Source organism: Tardiphaga sp. OK246 (assembly GCF_900188215.1).
GTDB lineage: Bacteria > Pseudomonadota > Alphaproteobacteria > Rhizobiales > Xanthobacteraceae > Tardiphaga > Tardiphaga robiniae.
This window is the reverse complement of the sequence record NZ_FZOX01000002.1, coordinates 881087-895227: the sequence shown is the minus strand read 5'-3', so window position 1 is coordinate 895227 and position 14141 is coordinate 881087. Positions and strand designations below refer to the sequence as shown.

Sequence of the window (14141 nt, the reverse complement as noted above, 5' to 3'; positions counted from 1 at the left end):
GGGCTTTAATTCGGCCAATCCCGTCTTTAGGCGTCCGTGGACATGCGAGACGCTGATTCATGGACAAAAGAGTGTGCGGGATGGACACACTAGCCCGGCCTCAACAGTTGCAGACCGTCCGGCGAAAGGCGTGCTTGGTCACGAAACCATAGCCGCATGTATCGCAGGTCCAGAGATAGCTGACGACGTCGTCGGTGAGAAAGGCCGACGCCTCGGCAGCAATCATCGAGTCGGCACAAACCGGGCAGGTCGGAAGATCACTGCCACGCGGCGCGGGATGGGACGTTTTGGTCGTACGGACTTCAGCTGATGCTGACATCGTGACCTCCTTCGTCGTCTCATCGGACATGACACGATCCTAATCTGATTTATTTGACCGTGTCGCAACACAAATGCGTTGCTTTGAAGTTTTTTAAGTCAGCGCATGTTTGTGCCGCAGCGCGGTCACCTTTGTGCGATGCCACGTGCGTCACGAAGAATGCGCCTGTTACGATGAATGACATTTGTAAAATTTGCTGACATTGCCGGTCGTGCAGCAGAGGCGAGTAGCCGCCATATCGCGCCCTTGTGTGGACGCATCTTCGGCGACACCGTGGAAGCGATTGTGCAGCCGCTCAGCGGGCGCTATCTCTCGACGGCAATGTTGGAAGGAATCTGACCGAGATGGCACAGCCCCCGCGACGCCCGCGCACGCTCCAGGATGCCCGCACCGAGGCGGAGGCGGCGTTCAAGAAGACCACCACGAAGCCGGTCGAGGCACCGGTCGCCAAGGCCGCCGTTCCCGGCGTGCGCGAACTGGTGTCGTTGCGGATCGATCAGGATGTGCTGGAATATTTCCAGCAGGACGGCCCGGGCTGGCAGGACCGCATGAACGACGCGCTGCGCAAGGCGGCAGGCAAGTAGGCTGCCGCTCCAGGTAGCGGGCTTAGCGGTTCAGGAAGCCGCCAACGACGCCGCCAATGAACCGGCCGGGACCGGCAGGATCGATGGCCGGGGCGGGGGCGGGCGCAGCCTGGCGCCGGACCACGGGCGCTTCCTCATAGGTCTGCTGTTGCACCTGGCGGCGCACCGGCTTCGGTGCTGGTGCCGGTTCCTCCTTCAGCGCGACGACCTCGGTGAGCAGTGCGGCATGCTGGACCTTGTTGAGATAGCCCGACGTCGGGTAACCGCGTGCCGCCTGCCAGCGCGTAATCACGCCACGGGTCCCGGCATCGAAGCTGCCGGTCGCCTGGGTGTCGAAGCCAAGGCCGTTGAGACGGCGCTGCACGTCGCGCCGCTTGACCTTGTCTAGACCGATCTTGTCCTCGGTGAGCTGGTTGGCTTGCTCGGTAAACACGGCCTTGTCCACGCCCGGCGCAGCAGTACGCGGGGCCGTCGCGGCTTCCTGTAGCGCGGCGATGCGGGCGAGGGCGAGCGGCTTGAACTGGCCGTTCGGGTACATCGAGATGTAGGCGTTCAGTTCCTCCGGCCGGTTCGAGTCCTTGATCGAGCGCCAGAACTCAAGCTCGACATCGGAGCCGGCGGTGGCCGCCGCGGGCATGGTGGCGGTGGGGCTGGCCGCGGCGACGGCGACCTGCGCCTGAACGTCCGGATTGAGATAGACTGCGCCGATCAGATTGGTGTGGCCCCAGGGTAGCTGGCCTTTGTTGGTTTCGTCCTGCACCTGCGCGCGCACTTTCGTCATCGCCTGCTGGATCTCGGCGCCGGGCGTGGTGATGTTGTTGAGCAGCGCGCGGGTGAACGGGCTGTTGCTTCCGCTCTTGCCGTCGAGGGCGGTCTGGCCGGGGCTGGTGGCGAATGCGATCAGCGTGCCTTCGCCGGATTTCATCTCCGCGAGACCGGACGACACCGCGACGCTGCGCGTGGCAGATCCGCTAGAGCGGATCTTGGCGGCAAACGGATTGTCGCGGCAGGCATCGAGGAACACCAGCTTCACCTTGGCATCGCCCATGGTCTGGTCGAGGGTGGTCTCGACATTGATCGCTGCGCCGAGCTTGACGTCCATCTCCGACTTCAGATTGGCATCGATCGGCAAAAGGTAGTTGATGTTGTTCACCGAGATACCGTGGCCGGCATAGAAGAACACCGCGACATCGGCGCCCTGCGCCTTGCGGCCGAAGTCGAGCAGCTTTTCGGTCATGCCGTCGCGCGTCAGGTTCGATCCTTCGATGACGTCGAAGCCGACATTGCGTAGCGCGCTGGCCATGGCCTTCGCGTCGATCGGCGGGTTCGGCAACGGATCGACATTCTTGTAGCTGCCATTGCCAACGACGAAAGCGACGCGCTTGTCGGCAAGCGCTACATCCGCGCTGAACAGGATGGACAGCGCAGACAGGGCAAAAGCGAAATGGCGCACGATACGATCTCCCCCACGAATCCGGTCATTCGACCCTAGACACATTGGGAAAAGTACCAATTGCGGGCGTGCGCCAAAATGTCGAGACACGCACTCGGAGAATAAAATCGAAAAAGGGGAACCCGATGCGTCAGGCAGTCGCACGGATAGGCGGTCGATCGGTACTGAGCAGGTTCAGCGTGTTGCCGGCGAGAATGAGAGCTGCGCCGAGCAGTGTGAACATGTCGAGCCGTTCAGAGTATAGTAACCATCCGATGGTGGCACTGAGTGGTACGCGCAGAAAGTCCATCGGCACGACCACCGTCGCATCGGCATAGAGCATCGCGCGCGCCATGCAGAAGTGAGAAAACGTCCCGCAGAAGGCGACCACGACAAGCCAGCCCCAGACATAGGCCGATGGCCACTGCCAGGAGTATAGCGCGGGGAAAACGCCGGCCACCGACTGCACCACGATCATCCAGAAGATGATCTTCAGCGCGCTGTCCGTGCGCGTCAGTGACTTGATCAATGTGATCGAGATGCCGAAGCCGAATGCGGCGGCCAGCGCGATCAGCTGACCGGGATTGACGACGCCGGTGGTCGGGCGAACGATGACGATCACGCCGATCAGGCCGAGCACGATGGCGACGATCTTCCAGATCGTCATACGCTCGCCGAGAAAGAACGCCGCCATGATCGCGATCCAGATCGGCATGGTGAACTCGATGGAGACGAGCTGGCTCAGGGGAATGAGCGTAAGTGCGTAGAACCAGCCGAGCTGCGCGCCGTAATGCACGAGGTTGCGCGACACATGCGCCAGCGGCCGTGTGGTCTTCATGGCGCGAAAGCCGCCGTTGAAATACAGGATCGGCAACAGCATGACGAAGCCGAAGACGGATCGGATCTCCATCACCTGGAAGACATTGAGTTCGCGCAGCGTCTCGCGACCGCCGATGGCGACGAACAGCATCAGAAGCAGCCAGCCGGACATCCACAGCGCGGCGCGGGCCTTCGACGGGGGGCGATCCATAATCCCTGAGAACCAGTTTCTTGCGCTGCAACGATTCACGCAGCGGTGTCAGCCTTAGAACTGGCTCTATCGGCGACATCGCCGGGCTTTGCAACGGACGAATCCGGTGGGGCTGCGTTGCGGGCGGGTGGTCCCGGACGCTCTTCGGCAGAGGCATGGAAGCAAAACAAAACCCCGGTTGTTTGAAACAACCGGGGTTCGAATTCCAAACATGCGGAACGATCAGCTGCGGCTGAGCGAAATGCTGGCGCCCCTGAACTGGCCTTCGGAGGTGATCGAGACCTGCTGCTTGTTGCCGGTCGTCGTCAGGATCAGCTTCGCGCTGAAGGCTGGCGATGAAACGTCAACATTGAACTTGCCGGCGGTTGCCCGGCCCTCAAGCGACCCTGTCACGCCGCGGGTCGTCTCAGCCCAGCTGCCAGACAGCTCGCCGCCTCTGGCCTTCACGTCGCTCTTCAGCTCGAACTTGTAGCTGTCGCTGGCGCAGAGCAGGGACTGGTTCAGTCCCGCGCCGTCGCCGCTCACGGCATAGGTCGCCTTGCAGCGAATGCGCTCCTTGGAGCCGTCCTCGAGTGAGATCGTCCCGTTGCCCGACCACACACCGGCCATACCGGCGAACGGCGCTGACTGGGCATATGCCGACGCAGACGTCAGACCGAGCGCCGCGCAGAGCACCGCGGTCCGAACGAGCGAACGCGGAGAGGTCGAGGTAGGCATCATGAGGAGCATTCCTGGTTGGGGATTACTGACGCGAAGCTTCCCACCGACCGCTGCAGGGGACGCCGCCCGAGGCGCCGTTCCACTTGCCCGATCCGGTGTTGCCGGACAGCTGGCCGTTGGCGAAAGCAGGTCCGATCGATACGCGTACGGTGCCTTCGCGGCCAACCTTGCCGTTGACGTCGGCGCCGGGCGCAGTGATGCGGCCTTCGGTGACGGTCAACGGATAGCGAGCCGTCGGCTCGCAGCTGCCGGTCTTGGTAACGATGGTCACATTCCAGAGCCCGTCATAGGCATTGTCGGCTGCGAACGAAGGAGCCGAAATCAACGCTGCGCTGGCAATCAGCGAAACGGACAAGGCGGAACGGATGCGGTCAAAACGCATTGAATCAAATCCTCGGTGTTGTGATGGCCACCTTATTGGGGGGTAATGTGTCCAAAATTTGCTGCGTTGCCGCATAGACCCAAAACAACTCACGGGATGCAAGCCGCGACGGGCAAATTGGTTCCCTTTATTGACAGATTTGGTTGATTCGGGCGGGTTCCGGCGCCTTTTTAACCGGTTTTGGAGGCTTCTAGGCCAATTTTGGCGCATTGGTCGCGAATTGCTCGTCCTGGTAGGTTGCGGGCAAACGCTTGTGGACAGTCGCGAAGTCCACGACCTCGCCGAGCAGCTTGAGGCCCAGCGGCGCCAACGCGCGCTCCCAAAGTTCGCGAGCGGTTTCGCCTTTTTTCACGAAGCACCATTCCTGCGCGGCGATGGCGCCACCGTCCATGACATCGGCAAGGTGATAGATGGTGCCGCCGGCGATCGGATCGCCTTCCTTGATGGTCCATTCCACGGCAGCGATGCCACGGTGACGGGGCAACAGTGACGGATGGTAGCCAATGCCGCCAAGGCTGGCTGCGGCGAGCGCATCCTTGCCGATGCGGGCGTGGCTGTGCGCCGTGATGATCAGCTCGGTGCCCTCGGCGATCTCGGAGGCCACGACGAGCTTCGGATTGGCCTGAACGGTCACCGGGATGCCGGCAGCCTTGGCGGCTGCGGCGAGACGGTCCTCGGCATCTGCAACCACCACGGACGCGATCTCGACATTGTGGGTCTTCAGCATATCGAGGGTCGTGACGCCGAAGTGTTTGGAGCCGACGAGGGTAATCCGCATGTTCGATTGTCCGGTGTTCAGAGGCTGAGGATGGTGTGAAAACCGGAAGTTCCGGCGTGGCTCATTGCGGCGATGGTGGGCGGGGAGGGGATCGAACCCTCGACCAGTCGATTAAAAGTCGAATGCTCTACCACTGAGCTACCCGCCCTAAAGTGCCGTATTGACGAAGCTAAACGGAGGAAACCGACCCTTGCGGGGCGCGGTGAGGCCGATCAGCCACGGCCGCGATGGCGCCCGCAATGCAGCGTATCGCGTGACCGGCTGTGTAAAAGGCGGGTCCGCCGGGGTCAAGGGCAGGGCTTGATGTTATGGACATGAACCGCCCCCCATTGGCGCGGTTCAGCTTGCTTCGCGCTGGGCCTCGGGACGGGACACGTCGATCGGCGGCATCGCCACCGGGCGAAGGCCGATCAGCTCGGCCGTGCGGACCGTCGTGTTGCGCCACCACTGGAAGTCATTGGCGCGCGAATTCTCCAGGATGGCAATCATCACCGCCGACAGGAACGGCAGGCTCTGCAGCACCAGCACGCCAGCGAAGATGTAGATCTCGGTGACCTGCTTGGAGTTGTTGGAAAACACCAGCACGCCGCAGCTGATCAACAGAAGCACACCGATCACCGCTTCCCAGAACGCCTGGAATTCGATCGACATGGTCGACTTGCCGCCCTTGGAGGTCACGGTGAAGGGCAGGTGATCCTTGATCAGGCCATCGGCGACGGCGCGCGACACGGTCCACTGCACCGACATGGCGGCGATCATCGCGCCCAGCATCTGCCACAGGCCGATCTTCACGCGCAGCCGGTACAAGACGATGAAGTGCGCCAGCGACACCACGAATGACGCGATGATCGGCAGCGTCAGGATCTTGTCGGGGATGGCGATATCGGCGAAGGCGATGATCGGCACCCAGATGATGTTGAGGATCGCCACCACGACGCCGAGGCTTTCGGCGCCGAGCCAGTTCAGCCAGCCCATGCCGAATTCGCGCTTCTGGTCCTGGGTCATGCGGCTCGCGCCGGGCATGAAACGGCGCCAGTGCTTCTTGATGATCTGGAAGCCGCCATAGGCCCAGCGATGACGCTGTTTCTTGAACGCCTCATAGGTGTCCGGCAGCACGCCGTAGCCGTAACGTTCCTTCGTGTAATGCGTCAGCCAGCCATGCTGCATGATGGCGAGGCCGAGATCCGAGTCCTCGCAGATGGTGTCGCCGGCCCAGCCGCCCGCCATGTCCATCGCGGAGCGACGAATGAGGCACATGGTGCCATGGACGATGATCGCATTGGCCTCGTTGCGCTGGACCATGCCGATGTCGAAGAACCCGGCATATTCGCCGTTCATGATGTAGTGCATCAATGAACGGTCGCCGTCGCGGTGGTCCTGCGGCGCCTGCACGAGGCCGACACGCGGATCGTTGAAGGCTGGGACGAGATCCTTCAGCCAGTTCGGCTCCACCACATAGTCGGCGTCGATGATGCCGATCACCTCGGCATCCGCCGCGGTGCGGTCCATGGCGATGCGCAGGGCGCCGGCCTTGAAGCCTTCGACCTTCTCCGCATTGATGAAGATGAACCGCTCGCCGAGCATGCGGCAATGATCCTGGATCGGCTGCCAATAGGCCGGATCCGGCGTGTTGTTGATGATCACCACGCATTCGAAATTCGGATAGTCGAGCCGGGCGACCGCGTCCAATGTCAGCTTCAGCATGTCCGGCTGTTCCCGATAGGCCGGAATGTGGATCGACACCTTCGGGTATTTCTGTTCGGCGTCTGCAGCGGCACGCAGCTTTTCGCTGCGTTCGGCTGTCAGCAGCCGCAATGGCTTCCGGCCGAAGGCGATGGCCGCAATCTCCTCGATGCGCGCCAATGCGATCAGGAGCAGCGGGATCAGCAGGATGCAGCCGAGTGAGAGGGCGAAGGCCGATCCCCAGACGAAATAGTGGGTCTGCTGATAGGCGAAGATGGTTGCCGCCCAGGCGCCAACGGCATTGGCTGCGGCCGAGAGCACGAGAGCCTGCATCGCTGTCGCGCCAACGATCTGCAGGATCGGCAGCGACAGCAGGATGCCAACCAGAAGCGCAATACTAGCGTTCTTCCAGTGGTCCGGATCCACGACCGGACCGGTCCATGGGAATTTCGGCTCACGCGAGGCGTTGAGAACGCCCCAATAGGGGCCGACGCCGCCTTCGAAGAATTTCCAGGGCTGATCGATGGCTTCGACGATGTTGTAGTCCATGCCGATCGCTTCGGCGCGGGTCACGAAGTTGCGCAGCACGACGGCCTGCTTGAACGGGCCGGGCACGGCCCTGCGCAGATTATAGCCTTCGCTCGGCCAGCCGAATTCCGCGATCACGATGCGTTTGCCGGGAAAGGTCTCGCGCAGCACGCCGTAGAGGTGGACAGCCTGGTCGACGGCCTGGGTGTCGGTGAAGTTTTCCCAATAGGGCAGGATGTGCGCGGCGATAAAGTCCACCGACGAGGCGAGCTGCGGATTGTCGCGCCAGATGTTCCAGATTTCACCGGTCGTGACGGGAACCGTGACCTGGCGCTTTACCCGGCGGATATATTCGACGAGGTCCTCGAGCTTGAGTTCATCGCGATACAGCGTTTCGTTGCCGACCACGATGCCGATGACGTTCGGGTTCTTCTTCGCCAGCTCAACGGCGGAGGCAATTTCGCGCTCGTTGCGATCCGCGTTCTTGTCGATCCAGGCGCCGACGGTGACCTTGAGGCCGAACTCGTTGGCGATGGCGGGCACCATTTCGACGCCGCCGGTCGACGAATACAGACGGATGGCACGGGTGATGGTCGACAGCTTTTTGAGGTCGGCGCGAATCTTCTCGACGGTCGGAATGTTGTCCACGTCGGGATGCGCCGTGCCCTCGAACGGCGCATAGGAAAGGCTGGGAATCATGCCCTTGAAATCGGGAGCTTCCTGCTTCTCGCGCAATACGCCCCATAGGGCGGCATGAACGGCGGTCACGAACAATAAAACGGCGACGACAGCGCGCATCGCAACTGAACCATAACGGGGCGAGCGTGGCCGGGAAGCGGACCCGTCCCCGAGGTCCGACCAGTACAACGGTAACGGAGACTATATCCGCCACACGAATTAACAACTCATACGCTGCCGTGGCCTTTTGAGGGCGGCACCATTATTCAAATGCGATTAGGCGCCGCCAGCTGAATGCCGCCTGAACAGAGCGCGCCACATTACTTCGGCGCTTCAGCAGGCGGTTTGGCGTCCGGCTGCGGAGCGGCTGCCGGCGCTGCGCCGCCACCGGCAGGCGCAGGTGTTGCCGGCTGGCTCAGCGCGGCAGGCTGCGGCTGCGCATTCGGATTGATCCAGCAGCCATGGACGCGGCTGTTGAGACTGTCAGCGATTTTCGGATCAATTAGCGGTCCGAATTTGACCAGACAGCGGAACGTCGCCTGCACATGACCGCCGGGGCAGCCGAATCGGTCGTAGAGATCGAGGTGACGGAACGCAGTGTCGAGATCGTCGCGCCACATCAGCACCACGACGCGGCGGCCAAGCCAGACGCATTCGGGATTGCCAGCAGGACCATTGATCGCCTGGGTCGCCTCGACGAATTCGTCAGACTTCTTCTGGCTCTCACGGGCAACGTCGGCAGGCGTCACGGGCGCATTTGCCGCAGGCTTCTGATCCTGTGCGCGAACTGGGCCGCTCTGGGCCAACGCGCAGCCAACACCCAGCAGCAGAGCAAGGCCTGGAACGGCGAGACAACGCAGAACCGCAGATTGGAACCCGAACACCAGTCGACGCATAAAGTCCCCGATAAGTTGGCTGCCAGGCAGTTCTGACGCCCTCGCCAGATGCCGTTCAAATGGGCCCCCAATACGGCGGCGACCACGGCTGAATCCCATGACGGACATTTTTGATTTTGTCCAGCAACGCCGGAAGTTTGTCTGATTTTCGTGGCGTGTCGGGCCGACAAGTCCGTGATTGCCGGCATGACGCACTTGGCAGATTGGCGATGACCGGCTAATCGACGGACGACTTTGGAGGACGGAACCAATTTCCACCCGCACGCCGCTGGCGCTTCTCATCCTTTCCCTTGGTACGATCGCAGCGGTTTGGTGGTGGCTCGCCACGCCGGTCACGCTGGTGCGCGCGCCGATTGATCCTGCCGCCAAATTGGAATGCGTCTCCTATGCGCCGTTCCGCGGCGAGCAAACGCCGCTGAACTCGACCGCCATCATTCCGGCGAGCCAGATTGCCGCCGACATGGCGCAGCTGGCGCAGATCACCAAATGCGTGCGGACCTATTCGATCGATAACGGCCTTGATCAGGTGCCGGAACTGGCCGGCAAGGTCGGACTGAAGGTCATTCAGGGCGTATGGCTCGGGAGCAACCGGCTCAAGAACCTGGCGCAGATCGCCGGCGTCGTCGATCTCACCAAGCGCTTTCCGAACGTGATCACCAGCGTGGTCGTTGGCAACGAGGTGCTGTTGCGCGGCGAGATGACGGCGGCCGATCTCGTCGGCAATATCCGCTCGGTGAAGGCGCAGGTCGGCAAGATCCCCGTGACCTATGCCGATGTCTGGGAGTTCTGGCTGAAGAATCGCGAGATCTATGACGCGGTCGATTTCGTCACGATCCACATCCTGCCCTATTGGGAGGACTTTCCGATTCGCGCGAAGAGCGCCGCCGCCCATGTGGACTCGATCCGCAAGCGTCTCGCGGTGGCGTTCCCATCCAAGGAAATCCTGATCGGCGAAACAGGTTGGCCGAGCGCCGGGCGGATGCGTGATGGCGCGTTGCCGTCGCGCACCAATCAGGCACGGGTCGTGTCCGAAATCCTCGATCTGGCCAAGCGCGAGGGATTCCGTGTCAATCTGATCGAAGCCTATGACCAGCCGTGGAAGCGCGACCTTGAAGGTACAGTCGGCGGCTATTGGGGCCTGATCTACGATCAGCCGCGCGAATTGAAGTATCCACCGGGCGTTCCGATTACCAATTATCCGTCGTGGAAGCTGCAGATGGGGCTCGGCATGGGCCTGAGCTTCCTGGTTTTAGTGACGGGCATGTTGACGCTTCGTCGACGGCCATGGTCGCCGCGTCCGTCGGCCTGGCTGACCGTTGCCGTATCGGCCACGGTGGCCGGCGTCCTGCTGGGCGTTGCCGCAGACAAGCTGATCTATGAAAGCTATGGCGTCGGCCGCTGGATCCAGTGGAGCGCGCTGCTGGCTGCCGGTGTCGCGTCGCCGCTGCTGTGCGCGTATGCGACGATGTCCGGCCGCTCGCTACCGACCTTCCTCCAACTGGTCGGACCGAGCCGGTTCCTGGCCCGTTCGTGGTCGACTGTTCTGCTCGGGCTGACCCTGGCTGTGGCGGCGCTGATCGGCGCTGAGACCGCGCTCGGTTTCGTGTTTGATCCGCGTTACCGCGACTTTCCGTTCGCGGCGCTGACCATGGCGGTGGTGCCGTTTGCGGGACTGATGGCCGTCAACCGTCCGCAGGAAGGTGTGCGGCCGATCGCCGAGTCGGTGTTTGCCGGAGTGCTCGTGCTGTCGGCCGTGTATATCGGCTTCAACGAAGGGCCGGATAACTGGCAGTCGCTGTGGACCTGCGCGATCTATCTGCTGTTCGGCGTCACGCTGTGGCGGGCGCGGGCCGCGCAAAGCCCAGAATGAGCAGGCCGATCGCGATGCCCGACAGGGCAACGTTATAGAGCACGATCCCGAAACCGGCTGCGATCAGTGCGACAGTGATCAGCACGATCGATGGCCGCAGCAGATTCAGCGTCGCAATGACGATCGCGGCGATGCCGAACACCGAATTCTTGAACAGATAGGTCATCACCAGCCGGCTCTTGCACAGGGTGCTCTGCAGGCCGGCGTCGCAGGCGAGCGCCGTCGTCGACAATTCGATGGCCAGATAACGCAGATAGATGGCGTAGCCGACCGACAGGAAGCCGACGATGAGAAGCCATTGCACCTGACGGGCGGTGAGCTTGAACGGATCTTTTTTCATGCGGAAACCATGGTTCAAAACGCGGTGCGGAACAACCCGGCATGCGGTCGCGGTGAGAGGTCGGACCTAGATAACACTTTAGCCGCGCACGCCAAGAGATTGAAAATCTGATCTTTTGGTCCTTAACGCAGACCCAGGAACGAGGTCAGCGACGATTGCGGCTTCGGCGGCGCAACTTCTTCAACGGGCTTGGGCGGCGGCGCTTGTTCGGTGCGTTCCTGTGGCTTCGGCGCGGCGCGCCTGCGTGGCGCCGGTCTGGCTGGTGCAGGCGCAACTTCCGCGGGCGCCGTCTCGGCCTTCATAGCAAGGCGCTGACCGTCGAAGATCGACGTCTCACAGGGCCGGCTGCTCTCGGTCAGCACGGCGCAGATCTTCGCGGCGGCTGCAGCGTCGCTGAGCGGGCCGGCGACGAGGCGCAGTTGCATGCCGAGTCCGGTCGGGCGTTCCTTCACCATCATGATTGGGCGCAGTCCGTTCAGCGCGCGAGACTTGGACATGCCGCGCCAGATCGCGCGCAGGCCGTCCACCGAATTGGCGCCGCCGATATCGACGCCGAACTCCGTGCGGGCGACCGGCGTCGCCACGGCTTCGACGGCTACGGGGGCGGGCTCGGGCGCGGCCGGTTGGACCGATGCCGTTGTCTCCGGAGCGGTCGGAGGAGTTTCGATGGTCGGTGCCGGTTCGCTCAATTTGGCGGCCGCGGCATCGGGCGGCGCCGTCATCGATTTCCATGCAACGAGCGGCGCAGAGGCTGGTGGATTGATTGTCGATGAAGCCGCTGCTTGCGCCGGTTTGGTGGGTGTCGTTTCGACAGGCGGCGTGATCGCAGCCACGGGACCGATGACCGGCGTCGACGGAATGCTCGGAAGCTCTGCCACCGGCTTTGGCTCGGTGGCTGCCGGCGGGGCAACGACGGATGCGGTGGCAGGTGGCTGCGGCGTTGGTGCTGGCGTCGTTGTGGCGGCTGTCGGTGTTGGAGTGGTCTGGCGCTTGATCGATCCGGTGACTGAATCCAGTCCCTGTTCGACGGAGGTGACGCGGGCATAGAGCCGGTCACGGTCGCTGTTGAGCGTCTCGATGGCCAGCGTCAGGCGCCGGGCCTCGGCCTGGGTCTCTTTGGCGACGAGCTGGATCTGCTGGGCCTGCCGCGCAAAGGTGTCGGATGTGGCGACCTGATCGCGGCGCAACTGGACCTGCGACTGGCTGGCCAGAATGGCAACCACCACCGCACCCACGGCGGCAACGCCCCAGGAGCCCAGCCGCCACATCATGCGGCGGTCGACCTTGTCTTCCTCAGCCAGAAATCCGGTCAGCCAGCCGCTATGCTCGGCTGAGAGAGTATCGGCCCACTTGTCGTGCTTATCCGCCATTCGACGTCTGCGTCGCCCCATCGCCCCTGCGAATCACAGTTCAACATTATCAGGAAACCGGCGGGAACCTGAGGTTGTCGGGCCACACGGCGAGCCAAACCGGTTTCCAGATTGGCCCAAAACCATTTAAGACGGCCGCGGCGCATGAGCGCCGCCACAACGGGGATTCGGATGACGGGCAGAACCAGCCTCACCATCGTGCTCGCGGCCGGCGAGGGAACGCGGATGCGGTCCTCGACGCCGAAAGTGCTGCATCAGGTCGCCAGCCAGTCGCTGCTGGGCCATGTGCTCGCGGCGGCGCCTCATGGCGCAGGCTCTGCACTGGCCGTCGTTGTCGGTCCCGATCGTCAGGACGTGGCGGATGAGGCCAGGCGGGTGCGGCCCGATGCCGCAACATTCGTTCAGCACGAGCGTCTTGGCACCGCCCATGCCGTGCTGGCGGCAAAGGACGCCATTGCAAAGGGCGCGGACGATCTGCTGATCGCCTTCGGCGACACGCCGCTGATTTCGGCCGAGACGTTCGAGCGCCTGCGTGCGCCCTTGAAGGCAGGTGCTGCGCTGACCGTGCTCGGCTTTCGTGCGGCCGATCCGACCGGTTATGGCCGGCTCCTGATCGAAGGCGATCAGCTCGTCGCGATCCGTGAACATGCGGATGCTACACCGGCCGAACGCGAGGTGGACCTCTGCAATGCCGGCGTTATGGCATTCGCCGGCAAGACCGCGCTCACGATCATCGAGCAGATCGGCACGTCCAACAGCAAGGGCGAATACTATCTCACCGACGCCGTGGAGATCGTGCGCAGCATGGGATTGCGGGCGAGTGTGATCGAGACCAGTGAGGATGAAGTCCGCGGCATCAACACCAAGGCACAGCTCGCGGAAGCCGAAGCGATCATGCAGGCAAGGCTGCGCAAGGCCGCGCTCGACGCGGGCGTGACCATCGTCGCGCCGGAAACCGTGCATCTCGCGGCCGATACGACGTTTGGTAACGACGTCATCATCGAGCAGTATGTCGTGATCGGGCCCGGCGTCAGTATCGCTGACGGCGCTGTCATTCACGCCTTCTCGCATATCGTGCAGGCGGCCATCGGCAAGAAGGCCTCGATCGGTCCTTACGCACGCATCCGGCCGGGAACGTCGGTCGGCGAGGGCGCGCGCATCGGCAACTTCGTTGAAGCCAAGGCGGCCATTCTGGAAGCGGGCGTGAAGGTCAACCACCTGACCTATGTCGGCGATACGCATATCGGCGCCGGCGCCAATATCGGCGCAGGCACCATCACCTGCAATTACGATGGCTTCAACAAGAGCAAGACGATCATCGGTGCCGGTGCCTTTGTCGGTTCGAATTCGTCGCTGGTCGCGCCGGTGAAGATCGGGGCCGGCGCTTACATCGGTTCGGGCTCAGTGATCACCCGCGACGTGCCGGACGATGCGCTTGCGGTAGAGCGCAACGAAGTGTCGATGAAGGAAGGCTGGGGCAAGCGCTTCCGCGACAAGAACGCGGCGAACAAGAAGCCGAAGTGAGCGCGCG

14 protein-coding genes and 1 tRNA gene are annotated in these 14141 nt (G+C 62.8%); 4 read left to right on the top strand and 11 right to left on the bottom strand.

The window, feature by feature from the left end; translation table 11 throughout:
• Window positions 1-100: 100 nt before the first annotated feature.
• Complete coding sequence (locus tag CHC01_RS11595; protein WP_089264708.1) at window positions 101-319, bottom strand: helix-hairpin-helix domain-containing protein; 219 nt, start codon at window positions 317-319, stop codon at window positions 101-103.
• A gap of 177 nt (window positions 320-496) precedes the next feature.
• On the opposite strand from CHC01_RS11595, the gene CHC01_RS32865 reads away from it, so the two are divergent.
• Together CHC01_RS32865 and CHC01_RS11590 are read left to right on the top strand one after the other, a co-directional pair.
• Window positions 497-658, top strand: coding sequence for a hypothetical protein (locus CHC01_RS32865; RefSeq protein ID WP_210421664.1), 162 nt, complete (start codon window positions 497-499; stop codon window positions 656-658).
• A 5-nt stretch (window positions 659-663) separates the two neighbouring features.
• The gene (locus CHC01_RS11590; RefSeq protein ID WP_068730761.1) at window positions 664-903 is read left to right on the top strand and encodes a BrnA antitoxin family protein; all 240 of its coding nucleotides are present in this window, start codon (window positions 664-666) and stop codon (window positions 901-903) included.
• A 22-nt stretch (window positions 904-925) separates the two neighbouring features.
• Here CHC01_RS11590 and CHC01_RS11585 read toward each other — a convergent pair whose 3' ends face one another.
• The 8 genes from CHC01_RS11585 to CHC01_RS11550 form a co-directional block, all read right to left on the bottom strand.
• The gene (locus CHC01_RS11585) at window positions 926-2356 is read right to left on the bottom strand and encodes a caspase family protein (protein WP_502695640.1); all 1431 of its coding nucleotides are present in this window, start codon (window positions 2354-2356) and stop codon (window positions 926-928) included.
• A gap of 130 nt (window positions 2357-2486) precedes the next feature.
• Window positions 2487-3365 carry a DMT family transporter gene (locus CHC01_RS11580; RefSeq protein ID WP_089264407.1) on the bottom strand — a complete coding sequence of 293 codons (879 nt, stop codon included), beginning with the start codon at window positions 3363-3365 and terminating at the stop codon, window positions 2487-2489.
• A gap of 222 nt (window positions 3366-3587) precedes the next feature.
• Entirely contained in the window at window positions 3588-4085 is a 498-nt protein-coding gene (locus CHC01_RS11575) for a hypothetical protein (RefSeq protein WP_089264707.1), read from the bottom strand.
• 22 nt (window positions 4086-4107) lie between these two features.
• Entirely contained in the window at window positions 4108-4467 is a 360-nt protein-coding gene (locus CHC01_RS11570; protein ID WP_068730757.1) for a hypothetical protein, read from the bottom strand.
• Between the two features lie 190 nt (window positions 4468-4657).
• Window positions 4658-5245, bottom strand: a complete 588-nt coding sequence (locus tag CHC01_RS11565; RefSeq protein ID WP_089264406.1) for a formyltransferase family protein — start codon at window positions 5243-5245, stop codon at window positions 4658-4660.
• 73 nt (window positions 5246-5318) lie between these two features.
• Window positions 5319-5393, bottom strand: a tRNA-Lys gene (locus CHC01_RS11560).
• A 191-nt stretch (window positions 5394-5584) separates the two neighbouring features.
• The gene (locus tag CHC01_RS11555) at window positions 5585-8254 is read right to left on the bottom strand and encodes a glycosyltransferase (RefSeq protein WP_089264405.1); all 2670 of its coding nucleotides are present in this window, start codon (window positions 8252-8254) and stop codon (window positions 5585-5587) included.
• Between the two features lie 200 nt (window positions 8255-8454).
• Window positions 8455-9030: a beta-1-3, beta-1-6-glucan biosynthesis protein gene (locus CHC01_RS11550; protein WP_089264404.1), complete on the bottom strand. Its 576-nt coding sequence runs from the start codon at window positions 9028-9030 to the stop codon at window positions 8455-8457.
• Window positions 9031-9250: 220 nt separating this feature from the next.
• Here CHC01_RS11550 and CHC01_RS11545 point away from each other — a divergent pair, with 220 nt between their 5' ends.
• Complete coding sequence (locus CHC01_RS11545; RefSeq protein ID WP_502695649.1) at window positions 9251-10900, top strand: glycoside hydrolase family 17 protein; 1650 nt, start codon at window positions 9251-9253, stop codon at window positions 10898-10900.
• On the opposite strand, the gene CHC01_RS11540 is transcribed toward CHC01_RS11545, so the two are convergent.
• The gene (locus tag CHC01_RS11540; protein WP_068730752.1) at window positions 10860-11240 is read right to left on the bottom strand and encodes a hypothetical protein; all 381 of its coding nucleotides are present in this window, start codon (window positions 11238-11240) and stop codon (window positions 10860-10862) included. The genes CHC01_RS11545 and CHC01_RS11540 overlap by 41 nt on opposite strands.
• A gap of 122 nt (window positions 11241-11362) precedes the next feature.
• Window positions 11363-12610: a hypothetical protein gene (locus tag CHC01_RS11535; RefSeq protein ID WP_089264402.1), complete on the bottom strand. Its 1248-nt coding sequence runs from the start codon at window positions 12608-12610 to the stop codon at window positions 11363-11365.
• Window positions 12611-12781: 171 nt separating this feature from the next.
• Here CHC01_RS11535 and glmU point away from each other — a divergent pair, with 171 nt between their 5' ends.
• A complete protein-coding gene (gene glmU, locus CHC01_RS11530; RefSeq protein ID WP_089264401.1) occupies window positions 12782-14134 on the top strand; it encodes a bifunctional UDP-N-acetylglucosamine diphosphorylase/glucosamine-1-phosphate N-acetyltransferase GlmU in 1353 nt (450 codons plus the stop codon).
• Window positions 14135-14141 lie beyond the last annotated feature (7 nt).

Coding starts and splice junctions, on each gene's coding strand:
- CHC01_RS11565 (WP_089264406.1), bottom strand. CDS start 5,245: ATGCGGATTACCCTCGTCGGCTCCAAACACTTCGGCGTCACGACCCTC.
- CHC01_RS32865 (WP_210421664.1), top strand. CDS start 497: ATGACATTTGTAAAATTTGCTGACATTGCCGGTCGTGCAGCAGAGGCG.
- CHC01_RS11550 (WP_089264404.1), bottom strand. CDS start 9,030: ATGCGTCGACTGGTGTTCGGGTTCCAATCTGCGGTTCTGCGTTGTCTC.
- glmU (WP_089264401.1), top strand. CDS start 12,782: ATGACGGGCAGAACCAGCCTCACCATCGTGCTCGCGGCCGGCGAGGGA.
- CHC01_RS11590 (WP_068730761.1), top strand. CDS start 664: ATGGCACAGCCCCCGCGACGCCCGCGCACGCTCCAGGATGCCCGCACC.
- CHC01_RS11575 (WP_089264707.1), bottom strand. CDS start 4,085: ATGATGCCTACCTCGACCTCTCCGCGTTCGCTCGTTCGGACCGCGGTG.
- CHC01_RS11535 (WP_089264402.1), bottom strand. CDS start 12,610: ATGGCGGATAAGCACGACAAGTGGGCCGATACTCTCTCAGCCGAGCAT.
- CHC01_RS11595 (WP_089264708.1), bottom strand. CDS start 319: ATGTCAGCATCAGCTGAAGTCCGTACGACCAAAACGTCCCATCCCGCG.
- CHC01_RS11540 (WP_068730752.1), bottom strand. CDS start 11,240: ATGAAAAAAGATCCGTTCAAGCTCACCGCCCGTCAGGTGCAATGGCTT.
- CHC01_RS11555 (WP_089264405.1), bottom strand. CDS start 8,254: ATGCGCGCTGTCGTCGCCGTTTTATTGTTCGTGACCGCCGTTCATGCC.
- CHC01_RS11580 (WP_089264407.1), bottom strand. CDS start 3,365: ATGGATCGCCCCCCGTCGAAGGCCCGCGCCGCGCTGTGGATGTCCGGC.
- CHC01_RS11570 (WP_068730757.1), bottom strand. CDS start 4,467: ATGCGTTTTGACCGCATCCGTTCCGCCTTGTCCGTTTCGCTGATTGCC.